This window comes from Ruegeria sp. AB7 (assembly GCF_056542625.1).
The window spans coordinates 729,404-754,873 of record NZ_JBQGAC010000001.1 but is presented as its reverse complement, the minus strand read 5'-3'; the positions used below and the strand labels follow the sequence as shown (position 1 = coordinate 754,873).

At 58.2% G+C, this 25,470-nt stretch carries 26 protein-coding genes; 15 read left to right on the top strand and 11 right to left on the bottom strand.

What is annotated here, in order from left to right; all coding sequences use genetic code 11:
- The first annotated feature begins 13 nt into the window (after nt 1-13).
- The 4 genes from ACR0EN_RS03800 to ACR0EN_RS03785 are packed head-to-tail and all read left to right on the top strand — an operon-like array spanning nt 14 to nt 4,486.
- Nucleotides 14-724 (top strand): GntR family transcriptional regulator, encoded by a 711-nt coding sequence (locus ACR0EN_RS03800; RefSeq protein ID WP_480585272.1) that lies wholly within the window; start codon nt 14-16, stop codon nt 722-724.
- Between the two features lie 7 nt (nt 725-731).
- Nucleotides 732-1,649 carry a dihydrodipicolinate synthase family protein gene (locus ACR0EN_RS03795; RefSeq protein ID WP_480585269.1) on the top strand — a complete coding sequence of 306 codons (918 nt, stop codon included), beginning with the start codon at nt 732-734 and terminating at the stop codon, nt 1,647-1,649.
- 3 nt (nt 1,650-1,652) lie between these two features.
- The gene (locus ACR0EN_RS03790) at nt 1,653-3,149 is read left to right on the top strand and encodes an aldehyde dehydrogenase (RefSeq protein ID WP_480585266.1); all 1,497 of its coding nucleotides are present in this window, start codon (nt 1,653-1,655) and stop codon (nt 3,147-3,149) included.
- Nucleotides 3,146-4,486 carry an NAD(P)/FAD-dependent oxidoreductase gene (locus tag ACR0EN_RS03785; protein ID WP_480585264.1) on the top strand — a complete coding sequence of 447 codons (1,341 nt, stop codon included), beginning with the start codon at nt 3,146-3,148 and terminating at the stop codon, nt 4,484-4,486. Before ACR0EN_RS03790 ends, ACR0EN_RS03785 begins: the two co-directional genes overlap by 4 nt.
- Before the next feature lie 12 nt (nt 4,487-4,498).
- Here ACR0EN_RS03785 and ACR0EN_RS03780 read toward each other — a convergent pair whose 3' ends face one another.
- Genes ACR0EN_RS03780 through ACR0EN_RS03770 form a run of 3 tightly spaced genes read right to left on the bottom strand, consistent with a single transcriptional unit; the run spans nt 4,499 to nt 7,531 of the window.
- Nucleotides 4,499-5,233 carry an SDR family NAD(P)-dependent oxidoreductase gene (locus ACR0EN_RS03780; protein WP_480585261.1) on the bottom strand — a complete coding sequence of 245 codons (735 nt, stop codon included), beginning with the start codon at nt 5,231-5,233 and terminating at the stop codon, nt 4,499-4,501.
- A complete protein-coding gene (locus tag ACR0EN_RS03775) occupies nt 5,230-5,961 on the bottom strand; it encodes an SDR family NAD(P)-dependent oxidoreductase (RefSeq protein ID WP_480585259.1) in 732 nt (243 codons plus the stop codon). The genes ACR0EN_RS03780 and ACR0EN_RS03775 overlap by 4 nt, the downstream gene beginning before the upstream one ends.
- 19 nt (nt 5,962-5,980) lie before the next feature.
- A complete protein-coding gene (locus ACR0EN_RS03770; protein ID WP_170626821.1) occupies nt 5,981-7,531 on the bottom strand; it encodes a trimethylamine methyltransferase family protein in 1,551 nt (516 codons plus the stop codon).
- A gap of 352 nt (nt 7,532-7,883) precedes the next feature.
- Between ACR0EN_RS03770 and ACR0EN_RS03765 the strand changes: the two genes are divergently transcribed.
- On the top strand, nt 7,884-8,528 hold the full coding sequence (locus tag ACR0EN_RS03765; RefSeq protein WP_480585257.1) for a hypothetical protein: 645 nt from the start codon (nt 7,884-7,886) through the stop codon (nt 8,526-8,528).
- 180 nt (nt 8,529-8,708) lie between these two features.
- Here the strand turns inward: ACR0EN_RS03765 and tyrS are convergent, their stop codons facing one another.
- Nucleotides 8,709-9,959 (bottom strand): tyrosine--tRNA ligase, encoded by a 1,251-nt coding sequence (tyrS, locus tag ACR0EN_RS03760; protein WP_480585254.1) that lies wholly within the window; start codon nt 9,957-9,959, stop codon nt 8,709-8,711.
- A gap of 298 nt (nt 9,960-10,257) precedes the next feature.
- On the bottom strand, nt 10,258-11,337 hold the full coding sequence (locus ACR0EN_RS03755) for a Hint domain-containing protein (RefSeq protein WP_170396711.1): 1,080 nt from the start codon (nt 11,335-11,337) through the stop codon (nt 10,258-10,260).
- 650 nt (nt 11,338-11,987) lie between these two features.
- Here ACR0EN_RS03755 and ACR0EN_RS03750 point away from each other — a divergent pair.
- Nucleotides 11,988-13,067 carry an anhydro-N-acetylmuramic acid kinase gene (locus ACR0EN_RS03750; RefSeq protein ID WP_370644450.1) on the top strand — a complete coding sequence of 360 codons (1,080 nt, stop codon included), beginning with the start codon at nt 11,988-11,990 and terminating at the stop codon, nt 13,065-13,067.
- A 64-nt stretch (nt 13,068-13,131) separates the two neighbouring features.
- On the opposite strand, the gene ACR0EN_RS03745 is transcribed toward ACR0EN_RS03750, so the two are convergent.
- Together ACR0EN_RS03745 and ACR0EN_RS03740 are read right to left on the bottom strand one after the other, a co-directional pair.
- Complete coding sequence (locus tag ACR0EN_RS03745; protein WP_480585251.1) at nt 13,132-14,022, bottom strand: fatty acid desaturase; 891 nt, start codon at nt 14,020-14,022, stop codon at nt 13,132-13,134.
- A 4-nt stretch (nt 14,023-14,026) separates the two neighbouring features.
- Entirely contained in the window at nt 14,027-14,446 is a 420-nt protein-coding gene (locus ACR0EN_RS03740; protein WP_170611016.1) for a cupin domain-containing protein, read from the bottom strand.
- 86 nt (nt 14,447-14,532) lie between these two features.
- Between ACR0EN_RS03740 and ACR0EN_RS03735 the strand changes: the two genes are divergently transcribed.
- Nucleotides 14,533-15,951: a protein adenylyltransferase SelO gene (locus ACR0EN_RS03735; RefSeq protein ID WP_170611013.1), complete on the top strand. Its 1,419-nt coding sequence runs from the start codon at nt 14,533-14,535 to the stop codon at nt 15,949-15,951.
- Between the two features lie 62 nt (nt 15,952-16,013).
- Here ACR0EN_RS03735 and ACR0EN_RS03730 read toward each other — a convergent pair whose 3' ends face one another.
- Nucleotides 16,014-16,409 carry a hypothetical protein gene (locus ACR0EN_RS03730; RefSeq protein WP_480585247.1) on the bottom strand — a complete coding sequence of 132 codons (396 nt, stop codon included), beginning with the start codon at nt 16,407-16,409 and terminating at the stop codon, nt 16,014-16,016.
- 152 nt (nt 16,410-16,561) lie between these two features.
- Between ACR0EN_RS03730 and ACR0EN_RS03725 the strand changes: the two genes are divergently transcribed.
- The 6 genes from ACR0EN_RS03725 to ACR0EN_RS03700 all read left to right on the top strand — a co-directional run bounded on the left by ACR0EN_RS03725 (nt 16,562) and on the right by ACR0EN_RS03700 (nt 20,899).
- Complete coding sequence (locus tag ACR0EN_RS03725; RefSeq protein ID WP_480585244.1) at nt 16,562-17,266, top strand: endonuclease/exonuclease/phosphatase family protein; 705 nt, start codon at nt 16,562-16,564, stop codon at nt 17,264-17,266.
- Nucleotides 17,267-17,338: 72 nt separating this feature from the next.
- On the top strand, nt 17,339-17,752 hold the full coding sequence (locus ACR0EN_RS03720) for a Fur family transcriptional regulator (protein ID WP_170396723.1): 414 nt from the start codon (nt 17,339-17,341) through the stop codon (nt 17,750-17,752).
- A 136-nt stretch (nt 17,753-17,888) separates the two neighbouring features.
- Complete coding sequence (locus tag ACR0EN_RS03715) at nt 17,889-18,767, top strand: DMT family transporter (protein WP_170422062.1); 879 nt, start codon at nt 17,889-17,891, stop codon at nt 18,765-18,767.
- A 144-nt stretch (nt 18,768-18,911) separates the two neighbouring features.
- Nucleotides 18,912-20,189 carry a phosphopyruvate hydratase gene (eno, locus tag ACR0EN_RS03710; RefSeq protein WP_170406273.1) on the top strand — a complete coding sequence of 426 codons (1,278 nt, stop codon included), beginning with the start codon at nt 18,912-18,914 and terminating at the stop codon, nt 20,187-20,189.
- A gap of 122 nt (nt 20,190-20,311) precedes the next feature.
- Nucleotides 20,312-20,629 carry a hypothetical protein gene (locus ACR0EN_RS03705; RefSeq protein WP_170422059.1) on the top strand — a complete coding sequence of 106 codons (318 nt, stop codon included), beginning with the start codon at nt 20,312-20,314 and terminating at the stop codon, nt 20,627-20,629.
- A 102-nt stretch (nt 20,630-20,731) separates the two neighbouring features.
- Entirely contained in the window at nt 20,732-20,899 is a 168-nt protein-coding gene (locus ACR0EN_RS03700; protein ID WP_170396730.1) for a hypothetical protein, read from the top strand.
- Here the strand turns inward: ACR0EN_RS03700 and ACR0EN_RS03695 are convergent.
- The 3 genes from ACR0EN_RS03695 to mazG form a co-directional block, all read right to left on the bottom strand.
- Nucleotides 20,896-21,345 (bottom strand): GNAT family N-acetyltransferase, encoded by a 450-nt coding sequence (locus ACR0EN_RS03695; protein WP_170422057.1) that lies wholly within the window; start codon nt 21,343-21,345, stop codon nt 20,896-20,898. The two genes, ACR0EN_RS03700 and ACR0EN_RS03695, sit on opposite strands and share 4 nt — an antisense overlap.
- A complete protein-coding gene (locus tag ACR0EN_RS03690) occupies nt 21,342-22,280 on the bottom strand; it encodes a nucleoside hydrolase (protein ID WP_170509500.1) in 939 nt (312 codons plus the stop codon). The genes ACR0EN_RS03695 and ACR0EN_RS03690 overlap by 4 nt, the downstream gene beginning before the upstream one ends.
- A 63-nt stretch (nt 22,281-22,343) precedes the next feature.
- The gene (gene mazG / locus ACR0EN_RS03685) at nt 22,344-23,201 is read right to left on the bottom strand and encodes a nucleoside triphosphate pyrophosphohydrolase (RefSeq protein WP_170732455.1); all 858 of its coding nucleotides are present in this window, start codon (nt 23,199-23,201) and stop codon (nt 22,344-22,346) included.
- A 66-nt stretch (nt 23,202-23,267) separates the two neighbouring features.
- Between mazG and ACR0EN_RS03680 the strand changes: the two genes are divergently transcribed.
- Entirely contained in the window at nt 23,268-24,431 is a 1,164-nt protein-coding gene (locus tag ACR0EN_RS03680) for a M20 aminoacylase family protein (RefSeq protein WP_170406258.1), read from the top strand.
- A 12-nt stretch (nt 24,432-24,443) separates the two neighbouring features.
- The gene (gene speB / locus ACR0EN_RS03675; RefSeq protein ID WP_170406255.1) at nt 24,444-25,412 is read left to right on the top strand and encodes an agmatinase; all 969 of its coding nucleotides are present in this window, start codon (nt 24,444-24,446) and stop codon (nt 25,410-25,412) included.
- The last annotated feature ends 58 nt before the right edge of the window (nt 25,413-25,470 follow it).

Here is a 25,470-nt window from a genome sequence, read left to right as displayed (position 1 = left end):
TGAAGGGGATCGGATGAGGGACGAAGGGAAATCACCAAAAGAGGCGTTGGCTGAGCATCTGAAGATGTCGGTTCTGACCCTGCGTTTGCGTCCCGGAGAAGATTTGGACGAGGCGCAGCTGTCGCAGGCCTTTGGCTTGTCGCGCACGCCTTTGCGCGAAGTGTTCCGGCAGTTGGCCGGTGAGGGGTATCTGGACCTGCGCACCCATCGCGGGGCGCGGGTGTCAGAGATGTCTCATACCACGCTACGCGATTTCTTTCTGGTTGCGCCGATGGTCTATGGCGCGGTGCTGCGTCTGGCCGCGGCGAATGCGACGCACGATCAGATCGATCAGTTGAAAGAGGCGCAAGAGACGTTTGGGCAAGCCTTGCGTACAGGCTCGGCTGAGGAGCGGACGCTGGCCAATACCCGGTTTCACGAGGTGACCGGAGAGATGGCGGGGAACGTCTATTTATCCCCATCGTTCAACCGGTTGCTGATCGATCACGCGCGGATCGGGATGACATTTTATCGCCCGCAGACCGCACGAATGGCTGAGAACCTTTCAGAGGCGAGCGACCAGCATGACGCCATCATCGCCGCCATCGAGGCGGGCGATGAGGCGGCTGCTGCGCAGCTGGCCGACGACCACTGGACCCTGTCACGCGATCAGATAGAGCTGTTCGTGATGCCCGAGGGTTTGGATTTTCCGCTGGGGCAGGTCCCCGGCAAGACTTCTGCATGAGGGACACATGACTCCGATCTTCAGATTTGAGGGTATTTATACGCCGGTGGTGACACCCTACGCGGCGGATGGTGGCGTGAACTGGGACGCGTTGGCCGAGGTGATCGAGTACCTGATCGAGAATGGTGTGCACGGGCTGATCTCGGGCGGGTCCACCGGCGAAAACTATGCGCAGATCGTCGATGAGCGGCTGGAACTGGCGCGCTTTACGCATGAACGACTGAAGGGGCGTGTGCCTCTGGTTGTGGGAACGGGGGCGATGCTGACCGGGGATTCCGTCGCTTTAGCCTCAGGTGCGCGAGACCTAGGCGCAGATGCGATCTTGTTGGCAAGCCCGCCGTATTCGGTGCCCACCGACCGCGAGAATGCGCTGAATGCGCTGGCAATCGACAAGGCGGCTGACCTGCCGGTGATGCTGTACAACTATCCGCACCGGACCGGCACGATGATGGGGGAAGAGTTCCTGGACCGCGTAGGCCGCAGCCGGAATTTCTGTGGCATCAAGGAAAGTTCGGGCGATATCAACCGGGTGCATCTGCTGGCGCGGGACTACCCGCATATCCAACTTGGTTGTGGCATGGATGATCAGGCGCTGGAGTTCTTCGCCTGGGGAGCGCCGTTCTGGGTCTGTGGTGGGTCGAACTTTCTGCCTGCCGAACACGTGGCGCTGTATCAGGCTTGTGTGATCGAGGGCAACTTTGCCAAGGGCCGTCGCATCATGAGCGCGCTGATGCCGCTGATGCGGGTGCTGGAGCAGGGCGGCAAATTCATCCAGACGATCAAGCATGGCGTCACCATGAACGGGATCGACGCAGGCGTGGTGAGGCCGCCTCTGAAAGGTTTGAACAAAGATGACAAACGCGCGCTGGAGCAGGTGACGCGCGTTCTGAAACGCAAAATCGCAGATATTTTGGCGGAGGGTTAAGGCATGGGCTTGTTGACGAAAGACGAATATGAATCCATCGCTGCGCATCTGGATCTGCCGACGGGCGCTTTCATCGATGGCGGCTACCGCCCGGCGACCTCAGGGCAGGTGTTCGAGACTATCAATCCAGCCACCGGGGCTGTGCTGACCAGCATTGCTGCCTGCGGATCGGAGGATGTGGATTTTGCGGTCGAAAAGGCGCGAGAAGCCTTTGACGACGGGCGTTGGTCAAAGATGCACCCCTCGGATCGCAAAGACATTCTGATCCGCCTGTGCAAGCTGCTTACCCGCAACGCGCGGGAACTGGCGGTGATGGAGAGCATCGACAGTGGCAAGACGATCTTTGATTGCGAAACCGTTGATGTTCCCGAGACGATCCACTGCCTGAAATGGCATGCCGAGGCGATCGACAAGATCTATGATCAGGTCAGCCCGGCCAGTGATGACCACATCGCCATGGTCGTGCGTGAGCCCATCGGCGTGGTTGGGCTGGTCCTGCCGTGGAACTTCCCCTTGCTGATGCTGGCGTGGAAGATCGGGCCGGCGCTGGCGGCGGGCTGTTCGGTGGTGGTGAAACCGGCGGCCGAGACTTCTCTGACCGCATTAAAGGTGGCGGAGCTGGCGTCTGAGGCCGGGTTGCCGCGCGGTGTGCTGAATGTGGTGCCCGGCGGTGGCGCCGAGGTGGGCGAACCCATCGGGCGGCATATGGATATCGACATGGTGTCCTTCACTGGCTCGACCGTGACGGGCAAGAAGTTCCTGAACTATTCCGCTGAAAGCAATGCCAAGGAGGTGGTGCTTGAGATGGGCGGCAAGAACCCGGCCATCGTGATGGAGGATGCGGAAAATCTGGACCGCGTGGCGGCGCATGTCGTCAATGGTGCGTTCTGGAACATGGGCGAGAATTGCTCGGCCTCGTCGCGGATGATCGTGCATAAGGACGTGAAGGCAGAGTTGTTGGAACGGATCGCGCATCATGCGAAGCAATGGAATGTCGGCGAACCGTTGGACCCAGAGACCCGCATGGGCGCGCTTGTCAGCGAGGGGCATTATTCCAAGGTGTGCGGCTATCTGGATCAGGCCGAGACTGTGCTGATTGGTGGCAAGGCGGAGAATGGGTTTGTTGAAGCCACGGTGGTCGAGGTGCCCGGAAACGATGCCACGCTGGCGCGCGAGGAGATCTTTGGCCCGGTTCTGTCGGTGATCGAAGTCTCTGGCTTTGACGAGGCGATCAGCATTGCCAACGACACTGAATATGGCCTGTGTGCTTCGATCTTCACAGCCAACGCCAAACGCGCCATCCGAGGCGCGCGGGCGATCCGGGCGGGTACCGTCACGATCAACAGCTTTGGCGAAGGGGATATCACCACACCCTTTGGTGGCTACAAGCAGTCCGGGTTTGGTGGCCGGGACAACTCGGTTCACGCCCATGATCAGTATACCCAGCTGAAAACCATCTGGATTGATCTGGCCGATGACGAAGATGAGGCGGTAGATTGACGATCTACACCGCCAAACGTTTGCCCCGGCAAACCGGCGTGGCAGGATGGAATGCCATCCTGCCTCTGCAGCAAGACCTGCCTCGGCTTGAGCAAGACCAGACCGCAGATGTGACCATCATCGGCGGTGGTTTTGCCGGGCTGTCCGCAGCGCTGAGGCTGCATCAGCTTGATCCGGCGCTGAAGGTTGTGGTGCTTGAGGCTGGGCGCTTTGCGGAAGGCTCTGCCGGGCGCAACTCAGGGTTCATGATCGATCTGCCGCATGACTTGGCCTCGGACAATTACGCCAGCGATGGGCTGGAGGCAGATCGGGCCACAATCGCGCTGAATCGCCAGGCGATTTCCTTTGCGACCCGGGTAGCCGCTGAGTGCGACCTGTCGCCGGAGATGTTCGACCCGTGCGGCAAGATCAACGCTGCTGCGACCGCAGCGGGTGATCGGCACAACGCAGACTACGCAGTGCATCTGGCGCGATTGGGAGAGCCCCACGAGCTTTATGATGCACAGCAGATGCAGGCGCTGACAGGCAGCCCGCATTACACATCTGGTCTGTTTGCGCCCGGGACGGTGATGATCCAGCCTGCAGCCTATGTGCGGGCTCTCTCAACGCATCTGGCTGGGCGGATCGGTGTTTATGAAAACTCTGCCGTGACAGGGTTTCGCAAACAAGGCGGTGGCTGGGTGGTCGAGACCGAACAGGCGCGGGTTTCGACGGGGCGGATCGTGATGGCAACGAATGGTCACCTGGAGAGCTTTGGGTTTTACCAGCGGCGTCTGATGCACATCTGCCTCTACGCGTCGATAACGGAACCGCTGACGCCAGATCAGATCGCCACGCTGGGCGGACAGCCACGCTGGTCGGTAACGCCAGCGGATCCGATGGGCACTTCGGTCCGGCGGGTTTCGGGCAGTTATGGGGATCGCATTCTGATCCGGACCTGTTCAAGCTTTCATCCTGAAATCCACAGCAGCGATAGCCATTTGAATCGGGCAGGCGCGGTGCACGATCGTAAGTTTCAGGAGCGATTTCCCAACTTGCCAAATGTACAGATGCAGCACCGTTGGGCTGGGATGCTGTGCCTCAGCCGCAATGGTTCGGCCGCGTTCGGTGAGATCGAGCAGGGTGTATATGCCGCCTGCTGTCAAAACGGATTGGGTATAGCGCGAGGAACACTGCAGGGAATGGGCGTGGCAGAGCTTGTACTGGGGAAAGACTCCCAGATTGCAGATCATTTTCTGGCGCAACCGATGCCACCGCGTTTGCCACCCGAGCCCTTCGCATCGGTTGGGGCCAATGCGTATCTGCGCTGGAAAGAGTGGCGATCAGGGGCGGAATAGCTTGCAGGCTGGTCAGGGCAGGCTGAGCTTTGCCATCCGTCCGCCATCGATCGTGTAAATTTGACCGGTGACAAAACCCGCTTCCTCGGCTGCCAAGAAAGCGACCAGTGCGGCGACTTCTTTCGGGTCGCCGGTGCGGCCAACGGGATGAATGCGGGCGATATCCCGGCGGAATGCGCCGGGGTCGTTCATGCTCTCGATGAAATTGATGTTGAGGTCTGTGTCGATCCAGCCCGGTGCCACCGCATTGCAGCGAATGCCTTCTGCTCCGTGATCCACGGCAACCGCGCGGGTCAGCCCATGCAGCCCGGCCTTAGAGGCGCAGTAGGCGGCGTGGCCGGGGTTGCTGCCCAACCCCTCGACCGAGCCGATATTGACGATGCTGCCCTTGGTTTTGCGCAGATGTGGCAGTGCAGCCTGGATCAGCAGGAACGGGGCGGTCAGGTTGACCATGAGGTTGCGTTGCCAATCTTCAAGCGGCATGTCGTTGACGGAAGCCTCCTGCATCATGCCTGCATTGTTGATCAGTACGTCCAGCTGGCCCGCGCTGTCCACAACCTGCTTGATGATCTGCGCCGGGCTTTCCGGGTTGGCAAAATCCGCTGGGATAGAGGGGAACTCATCATCTTTACCGCGCTGCGCAGTGTAGACATTAGCCCCTTCTTCGCGCAGCCGCCGGGCGATGGCTTGTCCGATGCCACTGCGGCCACCGGTCACGAGCGCTGTTTTTCCTGCAAATCTTTTCATTGTACCGGCTTGCCCCCATTCACTTCGACCAGAGCACCACACATGTAGCGCGCCGAATCCGAGGCGAGAAAAAGGATCACTTCGGCTATATCTTCGGGTTCGGCGATACGCCCTAAAGGCACCGACTTCCCAAGCTCGGCAATCGCCGTATCAGGATCGAACCCACGTTTGGCAAAGCCCGAACGCAGCATCGGTGTGTTCACCTCGTTCGGGCAAACGGCGTTGATGCGGATGCCCTGATGGGCGTGATCGTGCCCCATGCATTGGGTGAGGCTGGCAATGGCCGCTTTGGTCATGCAGTACACCGCATGATCCGGGCCAGGTCGAAGGCCCCAGCACGAGGCAGTGTTCACAATAGCACCGCCACCCGCCGCCGCCATGATTGGAATCGCAGCGCGGCAGATACGGAAAGGGGCCTCGACATTCACTCCGACGGACAGGGCCCAATCCTCATCGGATGTTTCAGTCGCCGGGCCGCGGGTGATCACGCCTGCATTGTTGATCACGATATCAAGACCATCCAGCGCCTGATGCGCGGCCAAGGCCAGCCCGTCGCAATAGTCGGGATCGCGCAGATCGCCGGGCAGATGCGCCTCGGCTTCAAGGCTGCCCACATCGCGGTCAGCAACAGCCACACGCGCGCCTTCGGCCCGCAGCTGGCTGACGATGGCGGCCCCGATCCCGCCCGACGCCCCTGTGACGAGTGCGGTTTTTTCAGCGAACCTCATTCGTGTACCTCCCCGGGATTTAGTAGGACTGGTTCAGCTCATCCGCAGCCGGTATTTCACGCTCGCGCCGGGCGATGTAATCCAGCAGCTCTTCGTTCTTGGCGATATCGAGCGTTGGTTCCTGATACTCGGCCAGCAGCTTGCGGGCGTGTTTCAGGGCGCGTTCGGTGATTTCAACACAACCCTCAGCTTGCCATTGTTCGATCGAGTTGTTGTCGAACATATCCGGCATGAAGAATGCGCTCTGGAAATTGTCCTGCGTATGCGGATGCCCAAGGTAATGCCCGCCCGGACCGATATCACCGACTGCCGAAACGGCCTGATCGAAATCGCCCCATTTCGGGCCCTCGGCCATGCGATAGGCCATGGCGCATTGTTCTGCGTCAACGATGAACTTGGCGGTCGAGCAGTGCATCCCGGCCTCGTTCCAGCCCGCCGAATGCCAGATGTAGTTGGCGCCGGAATGGATCACGGCCTGCAGAGTGGTTGCGGATTCATAGCCTGCCTGCGCGTCGAACGTCTTGGCTCCGCCCAGAGTGTTTGAGGTACGCCAAGGCACTTCGTAATACCGGGCCATCTGTCCAATCATGAAGTTCATCAGACTGATCTCGGGCGTGCCTGCCATCGGCGCGCCGGATTTCATCGAGACGGTCGACAGGTAGTGCCCGTAGATCGCGGGCGCGCCCTTGCGGATCACCTGCGTATAGGCCAGCGCGCTGAGCGCCTCGGCATTCAGTTGCGCCACGGTCGCCGGAACGCTGGCAGGCGTATTGGCCCCGCCCAGAACGAAGGGCGAGCACAACACCGGCTGCTTCCGGCGACAGAAGGCGCGCATCGCGCCCAACATGGTTTCATCCCAGACCAGCGGCGAATTGCCGTTGCAATTGCCAGTGGTGACCGGGTGATCTTCAAGGAAATCCTCGCCGAACAGGATGGCGCACATCTCCATGACATCTTCGGCATTCTTGGGGCTGGTGGTCATGCCCATGAAGGTTTTGTCAGAGTGCTTCATTGACGAATAGGTAATCCGCAGATGCCGCTGACTGATCGGGTGATCATAGGGCTCCACGATGTGATGGGCCGAGGAATGCAGCGCGGGCAACATATGGCTGAGCTTGTGGAACATCGCCAGATCGTCCAGCGTCGGGTTGCGGCGCACATCTTCCAGATCGCGCAGGAAGGGCGCTCCGGTCATCGGCACGAAGATCGAGTGTTTGCCGCCCAGCCGCACGTTCTTTTTCGGATCGCGCGCGTGGTAGGTGAAATCTGACGGAATGGTCGCGATCAACTCGCGCACCAGACCGCGATCCAGATAGACGAGCTCGCCTTCTACCTTGGCACCAGCCTTCTTCCAGTCTTCCAGCGCGATGGGGTCACGGAACTGAACGCCTACGTTTTCCAGAATATCCATCGAGGCCGCATCGATGCGTTCTACCTGTGCGCCGTCCATAACCTCGCATAACGGAATGCCGCGGGTCAGGCCCGGCAACATCTCGAAGTTTGGAGCGGTGCGCATGGCGCGCCGGGCAGAGCGCCCTCCGGTACGTGTGGCTGTGGCAGTTCTGGTCATATGGTGCCTCCTTCCGGTTCAGAGTGGAACGGAAAGGGTGAGGTCCACATGCAGGAATGCGAAAGACTGTTGCGAAATGCGACGTTGAGTTGGCACACGGAAAAACCGCCACAGGAGGGCGTCCCTTGAGAGAAGTACTATTGATCTCTCAGCCACTTGGGCTTTGGTACGTCCAGACAAAGACAATACGGAAAACGCCTCGGTGAGGGTTTTTGCGTTTGATTTTGTTCAATGGCAGGTAAGCGTGGCGAAAGTGAACTTTCGCTGCATCTGCGCCAAGGTCTGTTTTCAAGAGCGCCGTAAATCGGTTAGCTAAGACTAGCATCAACAAGAGCAATGGAGATTGAGGCCGTTGAAGTACAAAGCAGCTCGAAGGGCAAAATTGGTTGACCTCGAGCCGGTGTTGCGACTGCCTAAAAAGCCGGGGCACAATTCTGTAGGCAAGAGTAGCTTAGCTTTCTGCCATCCAAATCACAGTAGAGAAACGCTAGAGACTTATTTTGGAACTTTCCTACAAGCGATGTTTGTGAGCGAGGAGGAAGACCAAATCATCAGTTTTGCATGTGCGATCCGAACATCTGGCAAGCCAATACAAGAGCCAATAGTTTGGTCGGATGCAACAGGTGATGGAGCGACTTTAAATCACGACAAAAATGGAGCGTGGTTATATGTCAGTCGCCTTGCATATACAGCAGGACCTGGACATGCTCACGTATCGAAGGAAATAGGTCCGCTCCTTGTGTCCCTGCAAGAATTAGCCGTGAGGCTAAAATTACAAGGCGTTGCTTTCCCTACACGCTTCTCTGGGTTCCGCGAACGGTCGGGGACGACCGAGTTTCAAAGGACGACAATTGACGACAAGGGTTCGTTGGAGCGGTCGGGGCTACGGCCTCTCGGCATCGCCTTCCAAGCGGGCTTTGAACATGTAATAGCCTTGCCGAACTACCTGGGTGACGGGAAGCACTTCGCAATGATGGTTTGGCGAAACGAGCAGTGACAAAAAACGCGAACCTGAAAGCTGACGTTCTTTTCAATCACAACATTCAACACTTTGGGCTCAAGGCAGACCTTCGCCAGGTTCGCCAAGTATGCACCAAAAAAGTGTTGCAGTTCGAGTTACTCGATCTGCAAGATTTACCATGGAGCGCGGCCACCCGAAGGCAGCCCTTTGATTGGCTCAGCCCAACTGAACCAGCGCGTGGCGTTTCTTGCCCGCGCTGAGTTTGATGGGCGAGGACAGTGCGCCTGCGTCGATCATCAGGCCCGCGTCGGTCAGCGGAGCATCGTCTAGCTTGGCACCGTTTTCGGCGATCAGGCGTTTGGCCTCTTTGCCGGATTTGGCGAGGCCGGATTTGACGATCAGCTGGACGATGGACATGCCGTCACCCAGCTCTGATGCGCTGAGGGTCAGGGTCGGGAGGTCTCCGCCAACGCCGCCCTTTTCGAACACCTCGCGCGCGGTCGCCTCGGCGGTTGCAGCGGCTTCTGCACCGTGCAGCAGAGTTGTGACTTCGTTGGCGAGGCGGATTTTGGCCTCGTTGATTTCGGACCCTTGCAGCGCGGCCATGCGATCGCATTCGTCTACCGGAAGCTCGGTGAAGATTTTCAGGAACCGTCCCACATCGGCGTCGGTCGTGTTGCGCCAGAACTGCCAGAACTCATAGGCGCTCAGCATGTCGCCGTTCAGCCAGACGGCTCCACCTTGCGATTTGCCCATTTTGCGACCATCGCTGGTGGTCAGCAGGGGTGTGGTCAGACCGTAGATTTCGTGATCCAGTACGCGGCGGGTCAGGTCGATGCCGTTGACGATGTTGCCCCACTGGTCCGAGCCGCCCATCTGCAGAACGCAGTTATACCGGCGGTTCAGTTCGAGGAAGTCATAGGCCTGCAGGATCATGTAGTTGAATTCGAGGAACGACAGCGATTGCTCGCGGTCCAGCCGCGATTTCACCGATTCAAAGCTCAGCATCCGGTTAACCGAGAAATGCCGCCCAATATCGCGCAGGAAATCGAGGTAGTTCAGGCTATCCAGCCATTCGGCATTGTTCAGCATCAGCGCGCCGGTGTCGCTGTCATCGTAAGACAGGTATTTCGAGAACACCTGTTTCATGCCTGCGATATTGGCGTCGATCTGTTCAGGGCCCAGCAGGGGGCGTTCGTCTGAACGGAACGAGGGGTCGCCTACCTTGGTGGTGCCGCCGCCCATCAGGGTAATTGGCTTGTGGCCGGTTTTCTGCAACCAGCGCAGCACCATAATGTTCATCAGGTGACCTACATGCAGCGACTGTGCGGTGGCGTCATAGCCGATATAAGCCGTCTGCACCCCAGAGATCAGCGCGTCGTCAAGGCCCTGATAATCGGTGCAGTCGGCGAGAAAGCCGCGCTCGATCATCGTGGCGATGAAATCCGATTTGGGGTGGTAGGTCATGACGCTCAACAGGCCTTGTGTTCTGGCCCTCTCTGCAAGGGCTGGTGTAAGTCATAGGTCAGTAATTTCAAAACCAGACCCGCTTGGTCGCACGGCGGAAGGTACATTCATGCGACTGGCCTTCTAATTCCCTAAGTCTCGCGGAATGTCCAGACATTGGCGAGCAAGTGCAGTCCGCACTGAAAGAATCTTGCGGATAAGCTTTCTGAGGGAAACGCGAAGAAATAACGCATAGCGAAACACAGAATATCGCGTCAGTCTTTGAAGCGTACCAAGTCCTGCCGGATAACCTCTGGTTCTAGCGTGCAGTGTGTCTGGACAGAAGCGGCTTTTCATTCTTGATGTGGCGTTCAATCAGTTGCTTTTGCAGCTTCCCGGATGGGATCGGGCAGGCGGGCTTGGGGGCAAATTCCAGTTCTGCTATCTCGGGGAATATGCTCAGGATTTCTGTTCGTGCTTCTGGACTGATGGCCTTGAGCACTTCCGGTCCGGTAAACAGGCTTTCCGATGGTGCGCCTTCGGCATAGACTACCTCGTGCTGTCCAAAAAGAAGGTGAAAATACTCGACGCTCTGGGCATCCTGGTCGATGAAAATACCGGGCAGCGAAGTCAGATTGACGGCGGGTACCAGAACTTCGGAAGTCCTGAACATCCGCTCGACAATCTTCGAAGACACCAGCATCCGGTGCTGCCGGGACACCACAAGATCACGCTGAGGCAAGCCCAGACCTAACGCTCCGGCGCTGATACGAACCGGGCGCAGTTTGGGGTTTGCGGCCAGTTCCGGGGCAGATATCGTACGGCGAAACACCCGCAGCAGGGTGGCAAATCCGGGCCCATCACCTGTGGGATCAAACACTTCGATCTCATCGCTGGCTTTCAGATCCTCGACCGCCTTATGACCACCCCTTACCCGAATATTCGTGCCACTGGTGAAACAGGGAACAAAGTCGTCAACGGGCAGATTTACGACTGGACTGGCGAAGGCACCGTCACCCAGCGCCGTGATCGTCAGTGTTGTGTTGAGCGGGGGGACATCCCCCAAAAAGCCGATGAAGAATCCTTGCTCGGCTCCGCCGCCAAACGCGCCGTTGCCGCTGGAATCATAGTCGAAAACGCCAATCGTATAGGTATTGGTGCCATCCGTGACTATGTAATTGTAATCCCAGGCAATTGCATTCCCCAGATAGGTTTGCGTGGGGTCGTCTGGGAATTCGTTGTTTACACCGTCTCCCTCGATGGTGTTGGGGTCAACACCATCAGTAATTTCGATCGTATTGTACGCGGAGATCTGAAATGTCGTTCCAACGCCGCCGAATTGGGCCTGGTTCGTAGTCAGAGTCGTGTCCGTCCGAAATGCACCGTATATGTTTGGCATAAACCCTGTTCAGGCCAATTCACTGCCGCTTTTTACTAAGCGGTATGAACCTACTCACCCGTCCTCAATTTGTTGTCTGTGCTTTGCTGCATATTAATATCTCATCTATAAGCATTGGCGCAACATTTGCGAATATCCAGGGTTTTGAGCCTGCGCTTTTATTGCACTGAACATCCCAAAGTACCTGCCATTATTCAGTCGCTTTGTTTCAATGCAAATCTGACGAAGCTGAGCTATATGGAATGATCGTAGGTGCTTCAGATCAAGTGGAACACTGAAACCGGCGACGGGCATTCTTGGGAGAGCTTGGCACCTGCTGTAGCGATCTGCGAACATGTGGTAATGGACTTTGTACAGCTCTTTCATGAGCACTCGGAACTGCGCTGCGTTTGGGAACGCCTTGTCGCCTTCATTCGCGGTCTCGTACCTTTCGGAACTCTGTAGCGGCGCACGGTACAGGCGGGGGCAGAGGCAAGGAAAAGGCACCTTTTCCAAGAAAAATGAAGCTCGCGCATGATGTGTCTTGCCTTGGCTTTGCATTACCGTGCAGGTTGTGCTCAGAACCCGGCGAAACGGGTGGAGAGACGCAATACGAGGTCGGCGTGGGCAGGGTCATCAGCAAATCGGGGGCGATCAGAGCGTTGGGGGCCATGTCGGGCACATCGCTGGACGGTGTGGACGCTGCGGTCGTTGAAACCGATGGGCAGCAGATATTCGGCTTTGGTCCCAGCGGGTATCGCGCTTATTCCGAAGAAGAGCGTGCCACACTGCGCGCGGCGCTGGGGCTTTGGCATGGACCAAAGGTTGATATTTCGGCTGAATTGGTGACCCGGGCACATGCCGAGGTTCTTTCAGAGTTCGAAGAGGTCGACCTGATCGGCTTCCACGGTCAGACATTGGCACATGAGCCGCGTGGGCGTGGCACGTTGCAGGTGGGTGACGGGCTGGGTCTGTCGCAGGCTTTGGGGCTGCCGGTGGTCTGGGATTTTCGCAGCGATGATGTGGCGCTGGGCGGAGAGGGTGCGCCTCTGGCCCCGTTCTTTCATTTCGCCTGCGCCAAATGGATCGGGGCGGAAGAGCCGCTGTGTTTCCTCAATTTGGGCGGTGTTGGGAACCTGACCTATGTTGACCCGTCTTTTGACGGGCCTGAAGCGCCAGGGGCGTTGCTGGCTTTCGACACCGGACCTGCCAACGCGCCGGTTGACGATCTGATGCAGGCGCGGTTGGGGTTGCCGATGGATCGGGACGGCGCGCTGGCCCGAGAGGGTACGGTCGAGACCGGCGCACTGGAGCTGTTTCTGGCCGAACCCTATTTCAACCGAATGCCGCCCAAATCGCTGGACCGGAATGATTTCTCGGAAATGATCGGTCTGGTGACCGAGCTGAGCGATGCGGATGCGGTGGCCACGTTGACCGGGATGAGCGCTGCGGGTGTGCTGCAGGGGATGGAGCATTGTCCCAAGCCGCCTGTGCGCATGCTGGTTACCGGTGGCGGACGTCACAACCCAGTGCTGATGGAAATGCTGCGCGTGTCGCTGGATTGCCCGGTCGAGCCGGTTGAGGCGGTTGGGCTGGACGGAGACATGCTGGAAGCGCAGGCCTTTGCCTACCTTGCCGTGCGTGTGGCGCGGGGATTGCCGACCTCTTGCCCGGGTACCACCGGGGTAAGTGCGCTGGTCGGGGGCGGTGTCGTGTCGTCTCCGGCGAGGGGTGTCGTGGTGAGCGGGTAGGGGGCTCTGCCCCCGTCGCTGCGCGACTCCCCCGAGGTATTTTTGGCCAGATGAAGAGGCGGATCTAGCGATTTAGGGCGCGGGCGTAATCTAGAGTGAATTCGGTGTAGCCGTCCGAGGTGGATTGCAGGTGTGCTTGGGTCCAGCGGTGGAAGGCTGGAAGGTGGTGGAAAGGCACGTTTGGAAAGGCGTGGTGTTCCGCGTGGTAGGGCATGTTCCAGGCCAGAAATCGGATCATTCGATTGGTAAAGGTGGTACGGGAGTTTTCGAGCATGTTTGCCACCGGCGGGCAGAGGCCGTGTTCGGCGAGCAGGTATAGGCGCAGGAAAGGCTGGCCGATAAGGGCGGGCAGAAGCCAGAGCCAGAACAACAAGGGGCTGAAGAACAGGCTGAGTGCGGCCAGGGCATATAGTGTGGACAATATTCGGGCTTCGGTTCGTATGGCGTGGTGCTGGCGGGTTGGCAGGTAAGCGGCGTCAATCCTGCCGCGCGCGTTGTCGGTCAACACACGGGCCATACCCGTCCAATATGGCCAGCCGCTGAGATAGATCGCAAGGCTGCGCCAGTTTTCGGGGCGGGGTTTGCCGCCAAGTTCCGGGTCTTTGGCCGGGTGGTTTGTCCATTTGTGATGGGCAAGGTGAAAGTAGCGAAACCATGTGAACGGCAGGCAGATGGGAATTGAGACAAGGTGCCCAACCGCTTCGTTGATCCAAGGGGTTTTGAACGGCGTCTTGTGGGTGCATTCGTGGCTGAGCGTAAAGAGGAAAACCAGCAATAGGCCTTGCGGCAGGAGCAATAGTGGCCAGAGGGGAACCTGTAGGATGATACCGATGCTGGTTGCTGTCAAAGCGCCGAAATAGATCGCTAGATGTCTGAGACCTGCCGTGTCTGACCGCTGTTGCAGCCTGTGCTTGGTCTCGGGCGGGATCGCGGCGATCAGGGCGCGGTGGTCCATGGAATTACACTCCTGGAATGTCAAAACCGGGTGGCGCGAGCTCAAACCCGTCAAATTCAAATCCCGGTGAAACAGTGCAACTGACTAGCGTGTAGTCTCCACTGCTGCGCGCCGCCTGCCAATGGCCCTTGGGTACAATAAGCTGCGGTGCGCCTTGGGTCAGATCAGGTGTGAGGGTGTGGTCTTTGGCAGGGCCTGTATCGGAGGCGCTGAGCGAGAGGATCAGCGGAGCGCCGGAATGGTAGAGCCAGATCTCGGTCGCATCTACCTTGTGCCAGTGGCTGCGCTCACCCTTTGCCAGTAGGAAGTAGATGCAAGTGCCGGTGGCACGGCCGGGATTGTCGGCACGCCAGGTCTCTTTGAACCAGCCGCCTTCGGGGTGCTGCTGCAGGTTCAGGTGTTGGATGATGTCTTGCGCGGTCATGGAAGCCTCGGGTCTGTTTGTGGGATTATGCACGCACGCGCACGATCTGCTATGGCAATTGTGTATGCAGAGCATATGTTTGCCGCATGACTTTGACGATCCCGTTTGACAACAGCTATGTTCGCCTGCCGGACACCTTCTTTGCGCGGCAGGGGCCCGTGCCTGTGCGTGCACCAAAGCTTGTTGCCTTCAACAGTGATCTGGCGCGACTGTTGCGGATTGCGCCGGGCGACGTTGAAGAGATGGCGCAGGCTTTTGCGGGCAATACTGTGCCCGAAGGGGCCGAGCCGCTGGCGCAGTTATATTCCGGGCATCAGTTTGGCACCTATAACCCTCAACTAGGAGATGGGCGCGCGGTTTTGTTAGGTGAGACGGTCGGAACCGACGGGATTCGGCGGGATATTCAATTGAAGGGCTCAGGGCAGACACCTTTCTCGCGCCAGGGAGATGGACGTGCCTGGCTGGGGCCGGTTTTGCGCGAATATGTGGTTTCCGAGGCGATGCATGCGCTGGGCATTCCCACTACGCGCGCCTTGGCAGCGGTTGAAACCGGAGAGATCGTGCTGCGCGAGGGTCCGATGCCCGGGGCGGTACTGACACGTGTGGCGCAGAGCCATTTGCGGGTGGGCACGTTTCAGGTGTTTGCAGCGCGAGGGCAGATAGAGAGCCTGCAACGGCTGACTGAATATGCCGTTCAGCGCCACTATCCTGAGGCGGACGGGGCTATGGGTTTGTTGCGCGCGGTTCGGGATGCGCAGGCCGGGTTGATCGCTCGATGGATGAGCGTGGGTTTCATTCACGGGGTCATGAATACTGACAACAGCTCGATCGCCGGTGAGACGATCGACTATGGCCCATGTGCGTTCATGGACAGCTATCACCCGAATACAGTCTATAGCTCGATCGACCGGATGGGGCGGTATGCCTACTCGAACCAGCCTGAGATTGCGGTTTGGAATCTGGCGCAGCTGGCAACGGCCCTAATTCAGCAGTTTGAGGACAAGGACGCAGCTGTCGAAGAGGCCACCGAAATTGTCCATGCCATGCCTGCGTTGATGCAGGCACATTGGCTGGAACGTTTCAGGGCCAAGATCGGATTGGTTCGGGCAGAGGAGGGGGATCTTGAAATGATCTCGGACCTGTTGACGCGGATGGCGCAGAATCAGGCGGATTTCACAAACACGTTCCGCGCGCTGGGCAGCGACCGCGCGCGAGACCAGTTTGCCGACCCGGCGGCTTTTGACGAATGGGCAAAGGGGTGGCAGGAACGCTTGGCGCGTGAGGATGCGCCTTCGGACGTGATGGCTGCGGCCAATCCGGCCTTCATTCCACGCAATCATCGGGTGGAGCAGATGATTCAGGCTGCGGTGCAGGGCGATTACGCACCGTTCAATCGACTGAATGAAGTGCTGTCACGGCCGTATGAGGATCAACCAGAATCAGCTGACCTGATGCGCCCTCCGGCGAAGAACGAGGTCGTACACGCGACATTCTGCGGTACGTAACAAAGAGACGGTTTCTTATGAAGAAACTGAGCCTGAAACTTTTGAAGTTTCAGGTTTCGAGGCTATCGGGGCGTGTCTGCAAAGGGCTCGGCGATCACCTGACACGCATCTTCATAGACAATGTAGCCGATCCGGTCTGATCGCAGAGTATCGATCTGATATCCGTTTTCTTTGAGCAGTGCGACCATCTCATACGACTTGCCCAAAACCTGGTTGGCTTCGGGTTTGAACCAGCTGAGGCCTTTGGTGTTGCGCTGAAAGGCGCCTTTAGATTTTGTCCTGTTGAAACGATAGGGGATTTCAAGGTTTTCCCGGAACCAAGCCAGTAGCGCCTCAATTCGATCGAATGTGTATTTATCCAGCGCGGCAGTGTCGCGCAGGTCGTAGGCAGCGCAGAAGAACCCCTGACGCGCGTCCATATCTTCTATCTTGATCGGGTGGACAAACCTTATGAACATGATCGTGAAGGTGGCCTAGAGGCTGTGCGGGCTCAAGGCCGTTTTGCACAAATGTTAGCGGAGCAGGCGGCGCGTTGCCATTCAGCGCTGGGTTCAGCTTGCACTTGTCCGACCAGTTGGCGATCTTGGGTTAAATCAGTTTAAGTGTGCCGATGACCTACCACTCGACCCTGCGCCTTGCCAGTTACAACATTCAGAAATGCGTGGGCCTCGATTTCCGGCGGCAGCCGCAGCGGATATTGCAGGTCATCGAAAGCATGCAGGCCGATATCGTTGTTTTGCAGGAGGCGGACAAACGATTGCCGCCCCGTCCTGCCGCTTTGCCACATTTCATGTTGGATGAGGCCGGGTGGCAGATCGTGGACCTGGGCGGTGCCGGTAGTCTTGGTTGGCATGGCAACGCGGTGATCTGGCGTGGGGACGCCATTCAGGTGCGTCAGGCAGGTCATCATGATTTGCCGGGTCTGGAGCCCCGCGGCGCCGTGCGGGTCGAGTTTGATACGCAGATCGGGCCTTTGCGGGTGATGGGGATGCATCTTGGGCTTTTGCCGGCGTCGCGACGTCAACAGATCAGTCATATCCGTCGATGTGATTCTGATCTGGAACACATGCCCACCGTCTGGGCCGGGGATTTCAACGAATGGTCACGCCAGCCTGTTCTAGATCATTTGGCCCCGGACATGCGGTTTCTTCCTCCGGTTCCAAGCTTCCCGGCCGCGCAGCCATTGGGGGCACTGGACAGAATCGCGGTGGGGCAGGGGCTTGAGGCTGCACTGCACGGGGTGCATGATGCGCGGCCCGCGCATATCGCCTCGGATCATTTACCCGTCTGGGCCGATCTGCGACGCATCGCCTGACCGCAAAATCGTCTGTGGCGCAGGGCGCGTAGACATATTAAGACAGAACACCGAACAGTTCCGGGGGTCACCATGTCCGACACGATTATCGCCCGTTGCGAAGCCAAGGGCCTGCGCATGACCGGCCAGCGGCGGACCATTGCACAGGTCTTGCAGCAAAGCGAAGATCACCCGGATGTAGAAGAGCTTTATGCCCGTGCTTCAGCCGAAGATGCGGGAATTTCGATCGCGACAGTCTATCGTACCGTGAAGTTGTTCGAAGAGGCCGGGATACTTGAGCGGCTGGAGTTCGGTGACGGGCGCGCGCGGTACGAAGATGCAGAGCGTGATCACCACGACCACCTGATCGACATGCAGTCAGGCGAGGTGATCGAGTTTGTCGACCCTGAGATAGAAGCTCTGCAAGAAAAGATTGCAGCCAAGCTTGGCTACAGGCTGAAAGGCCATCGCCTTGAATTGTACGGCGTACCGTTGGAAAAAGACTGACACATCACGAAAATCGATCGGTCGGTGAACGCGATTTCATCAAACATGTCGTAATACTGCTTGCGACGTCGCAAAGGTTGCGGTTTTGCTGCCGGAAAGGTCCGCCTGACAGCGGCCTGTTCCAATGGAAACGCGCATGAACAACGTAAACGGCATTTTGCTGATCATCGGCTCGATGGCGGCCTTCGCGCTTGAGGACATGTTCATCAAGCATCTCTCGGTCAGCGTGTCGACCGGGCAGATCATGATCGCATTGGGTCTGATCTGCGGGGCTGTGTTTACGCTTATGTCTATGGCAACACGCAAACGCATCTTCGACCCGGTCGCGTGGCAACCTTTGCCGCTGATCCGTGCCGGAACCGAAGCCTTTGGTGCGCTCAGCTTCGTGACCGCGCTGTCACTTGTTGATCTGTCGACTGTGGCGGCGGTTTTTCAGGCGATGCCTCTATTTGTCACGATGGGGGCAGCACTGTTTCTGGGCGAGCAGGTCGGTTGGCGCCGTTGGAGCGCCATCGGGATCGGCTTTGTCGGCGTCTTGATGATCATCCGCCCCGGGTTCGAGGGATTCCAGCCGGAATCATTGTTTGTTTTGGTATCGGTCGTTGCGATCGCGGCACGTGATCTGATCACACGCAGGTTGGATGTTCGTGTGGCCTCGTCGGTCGTCGCATTGCAGGCCTATATCGGAGTGGCGCTGGCTGGTGCGGCCCTTATGGTGTTCACAGCACAGCCCGTTGTGCCGCTGCAAGCTGCGCAGATCGGGCCTTATCTGGGTGCCATCGGGTTCGGCGTTTTGGGCTATTACGGCATCGTAACCGCGATGCGGATTGGCGAAGCTTCAGCGCTGACGCCATTTCGGTATACTCGGTTGGTGTTCTCGATCACGGCCGGGATGCTGATGTTTGGCGAACGCCCCGACAGCATGACGTTGGCTGGTGCCGGTCTGATTATCGGATCAGGTCTGTATACTTTCATTCGAGAACGCCAGCTGGCGCGGGCATTGGCAGTGGCCTAAGCGCCCGCGACCTGTTGGCGCAAACAGCAAACTGTTAGCCCTAAAGGCTGAAAAATATAAGTGTTAGCGATAACGGAAACGGTTTACTTTTCGCCGCGTGCTGGTATGAGGCATGCAACCGTTGGCATCATTGGGACCCGTATCATGAGCACGATCATCGACATCCACGCACGCGAAATACTGGACAGCCGGGGCAACCCGACGGTCGAAGTAGACGTGATTCTGGAAGACGGCACCATGGGCCGCGCCGCTGTGCCTTCAGGGGCGTCGACCGGCGCCTACGAGGCGGTGGAAAAGCGCGATGGTGACAAATCTCGTTACATGGGCAAGGGCGTGCTGGAAGCGGTTGCTGCCGTTAACGGCGAGATCGCCGAAGAACTGGTGGGCTTTGACGCGACCGAGCAGGTGGCCATCGATCAGGCGATGATTGAACTCGACGGGACCGAGAACAAGGGCCGTCTGGGCGCGAACGCTATCCTGGGTGTCTCGCTGGCGACGGCCAAGGCGGCGGCGGATTTCACCACGCAGCCTCTGTATCGCTATGTTGGCGGTACTTCGGCGCGCGTTCTTCCGGTTCCGATGATGAACATCATCAACGGGGGTGAGCACGCCGATAATCCGATCGACATTCAGGAATTCATGATCATGCCGACCTCGGCCGCGAATATCCGCGAAGCCGTGCGCATGGGGTCGGAGGTGTTCCATACGCTCAAGCGCGAACTGTCGGCTGCCGGACTGGCCACCGGAGTGGGGGACGAAGGTGGTTTTGCCCCTAACATCGCTTCGACCCGTGAGGCACTGGATTTCATCCTGCAGGCGGTCGAAAAAGCGGGCTACAAACCCGGCGAGGAGATCCATCTGGCGCTGGACTGCGCCGCCACCGAATACTACCGCGACGGAAAATATGTTCTGTCGGGTGAAAACATCTCGCTGACCTCAGAGGAAAACGCTGAGTATCTGGCGACATTGGTCAAAGATTACCCAATTATCTCGATCGAAGATGGTATGTCCGAGGACGATTGGGATGGCTGGAAAGCGCTGACTGATGCCATCGGCAACGAAGTACAACTGGTCGGCGACGACCTGTTCGTAACCAACCCAGAGCGTTTGGCCGAGGGGATCGATCGTGGCTGTGCCAACTCGATGCTGGTCAAGGTGAACCAGATTGGATCACTGACCGAAACTCTGCGCGCCGTCGATATGGCCCACCGTGCACGGTATACCAACGTGATGTCGCATCGCTCGGGCGAGACCGAAGATGCCACCATTGCCGATTTGGCTGTGGCGACCAACTGCGGGCAGATCAAAACCGGCTCGTTGGCGCGGTCGGACCGGTTGGCCAAATACAACCAGCTGATCCGCATCGAGGAATCGCTGGGTGAGGTCGCAGAATACGCCGGCGCGTCGATCCTAAAGCGCTGAGTTTGGCGTACTTGATAAAACCAGATCAGGCCCCGGCAGAACGCCGGGGCCATTTTTTTCTTTGCGTCATTACCGATCCGTCTAAGCTGGGCATCGAAGGCCAACATGGGAGAGGGCGATTTATGACAACATTCAAACGCATCGTTGGCGCTGGGGCGCTATTGATCCTGCCTCAGCTTGCAGGGGCTGATCGTCCGCCTCAGGCAGTGTGCCAGAAAATGGTGGAAGGCGATCCCAGCGGGCAGGTCACGATGGAGGAATGCCTGTGCACCTATAACGTCGCCAACACGGTTTTGGACGATGACATCAAAGAATTATTGTTCGAGTCCTGGTACACAGGTGAGAACATAACTGAACAGTTGAATGCGCTGCCCAAACCCAAACGCGTGCCCCGGCAGTTCAAGACCATGGAGCAGACGTTCAATAAGAACTGCCGCTGATCGTTAAGCTAAACAAACATAAATGTCGTTATGTGTGAACTTGTTCCTATTGCGGCGCTGTGACTCCCGATAGTCTGCAAGCATTGCAGAAAGGGGGACGATATGTCTGCTTCAAAGGTCTTTCTCGTAATTTCAATGCTTTGCGCGGGGATGCTGGCCGCATGTTCAGAGCCTGGGACCTATCCGATCACAGGGATGCAGGTTTCGCAGGATGATCCGGTGCAGGAAATGGCAAATCCGGCGGTAATCTTCCGGGGGGAATCGCGCTAAAGCGATTTGCTCATCAGCATGTAGCGATCGCGCGGTTTAAAACCTGACCGCAGATATAGTTTCTGCGCGGTTTCGTTGGTCCGGTCGACCTCAAGATGCAGGGCGGTCAGACCGGCCTCGGCCAGCGCCTTGGGGAGATCATGCAGCACTTCGGTGGCGATACCGCGCCCGCGAACGGCGGGGCGGATGTAAATCTCATCTACAAAGGCATCCATGCCACCAAACTCGACCGACCAGCCGAAGGTGAGGATGACATAGCCCAGCGGCGCGCGGCCCGGACCGATCAGATATATGCACCCATGGGGTATTCCATCCAGCAGAGGGGCCAGCGCGTTGCGACGTTTCTCGTCATCCTGCGCGATGCCGGATTCCGAGTGAAACGCTGCGACCAGCGCCATCAGTCGGTCCAGATCGTCGGGGCGGGCAAGGCGGAGTGCGGCGGTCATAGGCGGGCAAGTCTCTCTGTGAGCAGGTCGAAGAAACCTTGGGCATCCACGTCACCCATGAACATGGCGTTTGGTGCGCGATCAGTGACCCGCCACCAGTCGGCCACTGTCATGCCCAACGTCAATTCTGATTGGGTTTCGATCTCAACATTGATGTGGCGGCCCGAGAACAACTCGGGTCGGATCAGATAGGCGGTGACGCAGGGGTCGTGCAGCGGTGCGCCCTCCGATCCGTATTTTTCCTTGTCGAAACGTTCGAAGAAATCGGTCATCTCTGCCACTGCATGGCCAACCTTGCTGTCCAATGCCCGGAATGCATCATTGCGATGGGGTGTGACCAGCGCATCATGTGTGACATCCAATGGCATTACGACGACATGAATGCCGGATTTAAACACAATATCAGCAGCTTCCGGGTCGACATAAATGTTAAATTCAGCTGCTGGTGTGATGTTTCCAACCTCAAAATACGCACCACCCATTAGCACGATTTCCTGCACCCGGTTGATGATGTCGGGCGCTTTCTGGAACGCTGTGGCGATGTTCGTCAGCGGCCCCAGAGGGCAGAGCGTCACCGTGCCGGGCTCATGTGCGCGTAGGGTATCGATGATAAAATCGACCGCGTGACCTTCGGCCAGAGGCATTTCAGGATCTGGCAAAACAGGGCCGTCGAGCCCTGTTTTACCATGCACATGCTCGGCGGTGACGAGCGGGCGTTTCAAGGGGCGATCGCATCCGGCGTAGACGGGGATTTCGGTGTGCCCCGCCAACTCGCAAACGATGCGGGCGTTTTTGGCGGTCAGCTCCAAAGGCACGTTTCCAGCGACGGCGGTGATACCCAGAACCTCGATCTCTTCGGGGCTGGCAAGCGCCAGAAGAATGGCGACGGCGTCGTCCTGTCCGGGATCGGTGTCGATTATGATCTTGCGGGGCATGGGGGTCTCCGGGGGCCGTGAAGGTCGGACACTCGCAAGTGTCGCGGGACTTGTCTAGCCGAATTACGTGCCTGCCGGAGCATCCACCGGCGGGAGTTTGCCGTTGGCGCGGTGTTCCTCGATTTTCACCTCGTCCCACAGCGCGTCCATTTCGGCCAGATCACTTTGCGAAGGCGTTTTTCCGCGTTCGGCCAGCCGGGCTTCGACCTTCTCAAAACGACGAGTAAACTTGGCGTTTGTGCGGCGCAGGGCGGCCTCGGGTTCGATGCCTAAGTGGCGGCCGAGGTTGACAATCACGAACAGCAGATCGCCGAATTCATCCTCAAGCGCGTCGGCATCCATGCTGTCGCGCGCCTCTTCCAGCTCAGCGGCTTCCTCGGTGATCTTGGCGAGCACATGGCTGGCGTCAGGCCAGTCGAACCCTACGCGCGCGGCACGTTTCTGCAGCTTATGTGCGCGTAGCAGGGCGGGCAGGTTGGCGGCGACACCGTCTAGTGCACCTTTTTGTTCTTTGCCCGCACGTTCGGCGGCTTTGATGGTTTCCCAGTCCTTTGTCTGTTGATCCGCCGACTTGTCTCGGGACTCATCACCGAAGACATGTGGGTGACGGGTAACCATCTTGTCCGACATGGTGCGCACCACGTCCTGAAAGGTAAAATGCCCAGCCTCTTCAGCCATTTGCGCGTGGAAGACGGATTGGAACAGCAGGTCGCCCAGCTCTCCCTTCAATTCGTCATAAGCCTCGCGTTCGATGGCATCGGCGACTTCATAGGCTTCTTCGATCGTATAGGGCGCGATGGTCGAAAAATCCTGTTCGATATCCCACGGGCAACCGGATTGAGGGTCGCGTAGGCGGCGCATGATTTCCAGCAAACGCTCGATACCTGCGTCCGTGTCGTGGATCAGAGGATTTTCGGCCATTGCGAACCCTTTCGTTCCGGTGTCAGATGCATCCATCCCGCAGTCAGGATCAGGAGTCCACCCCAGATGCCCGTCGTCAACCGAATTGCCGATTACGCCGCTGATATGGCCAAGTGGCGCCAGCACCTTCACACCATCCCCGAATTGGAGTTCGAATGCTATGAGACCGCCGCCTTTGTGGCCGAGCGTCTGCGCGAGTTTGGGGTGGATGAACTGCATGAGGGAATCGCCAAAACCGGCATGGTCGCGATCATCAACGGGCAGGGCGAGGGACCGACTATTGGTCTGCGCGCTGACATGGATGCATTGCCGATTACCGAGGAAACGGGCGTGGACTACGCCTCGAAGAACCCCGGTAAGATGCATGCCTGCGGTCATGACGGGCACACAACCATGCTGCTGGGTGCTGCGCGCTATCTGGCCGAAACGCGGAATTTCGCGGGCCGCGTTGCGCTGATCTTTCAGCCTGCCGAGGAAGAGGGCGGCGGCGCGGGCGTGATGGTTGAAGAAGGCATCATGGATCGGTTCAATATCTCTCAGGTTTACGGCATCCATAACACTCCGGGTCGGCCCGAAGGGCTGTTCGAAACCACGCCGGGGCCGCTGATGGCCGCAGTAGATACGTTTGAGATCCATATTCAGGGCGTGGGCGGCCACGGGGCAATGCCGCATGAGACGCGCGACCCAGTGATGGCAGCTTGCGGGATGGCGCAGGCGATCCAAACTATCGTCAGCCGCAACCACTATGCGCTGGACGATCTGGTGGTGTCGGTGACGCAGATACACACCGGAACAGTGAATAACGTGATACCTGATACCGCTTATCTGAACGGCACCGTTCGCACCTTTGATCCGGCCGTGCAAAGGATGGTCAAAGAGAGAATGGCGCAGATCGTGGCGGGGCAGGCGGCCTCGTACGGTGTTGAAGCCAAACTGGACTATCAGGAGGGTTATCCCGCCACTATCAACGACGCCGACAAGGCGGCATTCGCGGCTGAAGTGGCGCGGGATGTATCCGGCGCGGAACGCGTGAAAGATGATGCTGGGCGTGAGATGGGGGCAGAGGATTTTTCCTACATGCTGCAGGCCCGACCCGGTGCTTACCTGTTCATGGGGCAAGGAGATGGCGCGGGGCTGCACCATCCGAAATACAACTTCAATGACGACGTCGCGCCGATCGGAGCGTCCTTCTTCGCACGGATCGTCGAAAAGGCACAGCCGTTGGGCTGACAGGGAAAAGACATGGCACTGGAAGATGCAAAGAACCAGGTGGATGAGGCATTCACCAACCCCGATCTTAAGGGGCTGTCCTATGAAAACACCTTTGGCGGCGCGACTTCATTCCTGCGGCGGCTTTATACCAAAGACCTGACTGGTGCGGATATTGCTGTAACCGGCGTGCCTTTCGATCAGGCGGTGACAAACCGCCCCGGAACCCGGCTTGGCCCTCGCGCGATCCGTGAGGCGAGCGCGCTGCAATCGCCGGATGCGCCTTATGGCTGGCCTTTTGATGCTCTGAGTGAGCTGGCCATCGTGGATTATGGCGACATGGCCTATGACTACGCCAATATCCCGGCCTTTCCCGACACGCTGACCGACCACATTCGGACCATTCTGAAGGCCGATGTCGCTTCGGTCACGCTGGGCGGGGATCATTATATCAGCTTCCCGATCCTCAAAGCTTATGCCGAGAAATATGGGCCGATGTCGCTGCTGCAATTTGATGCGCATACGGACACCTGGGCCGATGACGACATGTCCCGCGTGGATCACGGGACGATGTTCTACAAGGCAGTGAAATCGGGGTTGGTTGATCCGAAACGCTCGGTTCAGGTGGGCATTCGCACTACAAACGAAGACACGTTGGGCGTCAACATCATCGACGCGCGCGAGGTTTACGAATCCGGCCCAGCCGCCGTGGCGCAGAAGATCAGGGGTATTCTGGGCGACAGCCCCGTGTACCTGAGCTTCGACATCGACGGTCTGGATCCTGCTTTTGCGCCCGGTACTGGTACGCCGGTCTGGGGTGGGCTGAGTTCGATTCAGGCGCAAATCATCCTGCGCGACATTGCCGGGATCAACCTCAAAGGTGGCGACGTGGTCGAGGTTTCTCCGCCGTATGACACCTCTGGTGCGACGGCGATTGCGGGGGCTCATGTGGCAACACAGATCATTTGCCTTTTGGGGTGGAACAAGCTGGTGAAGCCTTAACCTTTGGTTAGGCATAATCCCGGTATCTGCTTGGTGAGGCACCGGATCGGAGACATTA

Bases quoted from the DNA above. Each gene is read 5' to 3' on its own strand.
- ACR0EN_RS03725 (WP_480585244.1), top strand. From the start codon at position 16,562: ATGACCTACCACTCGACCCTGCGCCTTGCCAGTTACAACATTCAGAAA.
- ACR0EN_RS03690 (WP_170509500.1), bottom strand. From the start codon at position 22,280: ATGCCCCGCAAGATCATAATCGACACCGATCCCGGACAGGACGACGCC.
- ACR0EN_RS03720 (WP_170396723.1), top strand. From the start codon at position 17,339: ATGTCCGACACGATTATCGCCCGTTGCGAAGCCAAGGGCCTGCGCATG.
- ACR0EN_RS03730 (WP_480585247.1), bottom strand. From the start codon at position 16,409: ATGTTCATAAGGTTTGTCCACCCGATCAAGATAGAAGATATGGACGCG.
- ACR0EN_RS03795 (WP_480585269.1), top strand. From the start codon at position 732: ATGACTCCGATCTTCAGATTTGAGGGTATTTATACGCCGGTGGTGACA.
- ACR0EN_RS03745 (WP_480585251.1), bottom strand. From the start codon at position 14,022: ATGGACCACCGCGCCCTGATCGCCGCGATCCCGCCCGAGACCAAGCAC.
- tyrS (WP_480585254.1), bottom strand. From the start codon at position 9,959: ATGACCTACCACCCCAAATCGGATTTCATCGCCACGATGATCGAGCGC.
- ACR0EN_RS03800 (WP_480585272.1), top strand. From the start codon at position 14: ATGAGGGACGAAGGGAAATCACCAAAAGAGGCGTTGGCTGAGCATCTG.
- ACR0EN_RS03740 (WP_170611016.1), bottom strand. From the start codon at position 14,446: ATGACCGCGCAAGACATCATCCAACACCTGAACCTGCAGCAGCACCCC.
- eno (WP_170406273.1), top strand. From the start codon at position 18,912: ATGAGCACGATCATCGACATCCACGCACGCGAAATACTGGACAGCCGG.
- speB (WP_170406255.1), top strand. From the start codon at position 24,444: ATGGCACTGGAAGATGCAAAGAACCAGGTGGATGAGGCATTCACCAAC.
- ACR0EN_RS03735 (WP_170611013.1), top strand. From the start codon at position 14,533: ATGACTTTGACGATCCCGTTTGACAACAGCTATGTTCGCCTGCCGGAC.
- ACR0EN_RS03775 (WP_480585259.1), bottom strand. From the start codon at position 5,961: ATGAGGTTCGCTGAAAAAACCGCACTCGTCACAGGGGCGTCGGGCGGG.
- ACR0EN_RS03750 (WP_370644450.1), top strand. From the start codon at position 11,988: ATGTCGGGCACATCGCTGGACGGTGTGGACGCTGCGGTCGTTGAAACC.
- ACR0EN_RS03705 (WP_170422059.1), top strand. From the start codon at position 20,312: ATGACAACATTCAAACGCATCGTTGGCGCTGGGGCGCTATTGATCCTG.
- ACR0EN_RS03790 (WP_480585266.1), top strand. From the start codon at position 1,653: ATGGGCTTGTTGACGAAAGACGAATATGAATCCATCGCTGCGCATCTG.
- ACR0EN_RS03695 (WP_170422057.1), bottom strand. From the start codon at position 21,345: ATGACCGCCGCACTCCGCCTTGCCCGCCCCGACGATCTGGACCGACTG.
- ACR0EN_RS03780 (WP_480585261.1), bottom strand. From the start codon at position 5,233: ATGAAAAGATTTGCAGGAAAAACAGCGCTCGTGACCGGTGGCCGCAGT.
- ACR0EN_RS03755 (WP_170396711.1), bottom strand. From the start codon at position 11,337: ATGCCAAACATATACGGTGCATTTCGGACGGACACGACTCTGACTACG.
- ACR0EN_RS03715 (WP_170422062.1), top strand. From the start codon at position 17,889: ATGAACAACGTAAACGGCATTTTGCTGATCATCGGCTCGATGGCGGCC.
- ACR0EN_RS03770 (WP_170626821.1), bottom strand. From the start codon at position 7,531: ATGACCAGAACTGCCACAGCCACACGTACCGGAGGGCGCTCTGCCCGG.
- ACR0EN_RS03680 (WP_170406258.1), top strand. From the start codon at position 23,268: ATGCCCGTCGTCAACCGAATTGCCGATTACGCCGCTGATATGGCCAAG.
- mazG (WP_170732455.1), bottom strand. From the start codon at position 23,201: ATGGCCGAAAATCCTCTGATCCACGACACGGACGCAGGTATCGAGCGT.
- ACR0EN_RS03700 (WP_170396730.1), top strand. From the start codon at position 20,732: ATGTCTGCTTCAAAGGTCTTTCTCGTAATTTCAATGCTTTGCGCGGGG.